This is a genomic window from Oleiphilus sp. HI0128 (genome assembly GCF_001635365.1).
In genome coordinates this window covers 1-619 of the sequence record NZ_LWGG01000485.1, presented here as the reverse complement: position 1 = coordinate 619, position 619 = coordinate 1, and the positions used below count along the sequence as shown (strand labels likewise).

Annotated in this window: 1 protein-coding gene; it reads right to left on the bottom strand. The window is 48.0% G+C overall.

The genetic code is table 11. The annotated features are described in order from the left end of the window. A partial coding sequence (locus tag A3763_RS28265; protein WP_197482799.1) for a hypothetical protein occupies positions 1-619 on the bottom strand: 619 nt, incomplete at both ends.

Sequence of the window (619 nt, the reverse complement as noted above, 5' to 3'; positions counted from 1 at the left end):
GCCATAGCAAAGCGGGTTTTCCAGGCATATTCTGCATGTAGAAGTGTCGTATCGCCCCGGTTATCGACCCAAGTGAGCTTTATATTCAGCTCATCCAAAGCCAGTGATGACCTCAGCGCATACCCTGGCCGACCATCAAGATCTAGACCAAAAGGTTTAGTACCGTCATCTCGCTGCCCCGCAAAAATCTGCCCGTATTGAAGGTTGCTGAGCTCAGGCAAGGCCAATACATCACCCAATACCGTGCGCTGACGCCCGTAAGTCCAACCTCTATAGGCCAACAAAGCGCCCATTGAATCATTACCACCAAAGATCGTTGCAGCTGCCGATAACTCTGGCCCACTATCAAAATGATAACGATAAGACATGTCTAAGCCGATAGGGTGAAACTCCTCACCTATCCAGCTATTGAGCGAAGAGTAGCTAATGGTATAAGGGGATTCCCAGAAGCGATCTATATTTTCCATTGAGGTCGGTAAGAAAAACTGGCCCAGCTTAACACTAAGCGCTTGATTGAAGTCGATATCATGACGATACCTTGCGCTCCACTCTATCACCCCAAGAGAGCGAACGGAGCTATCATTACTCGTACCTTGTGCTTGGATATGAGTACTCAATT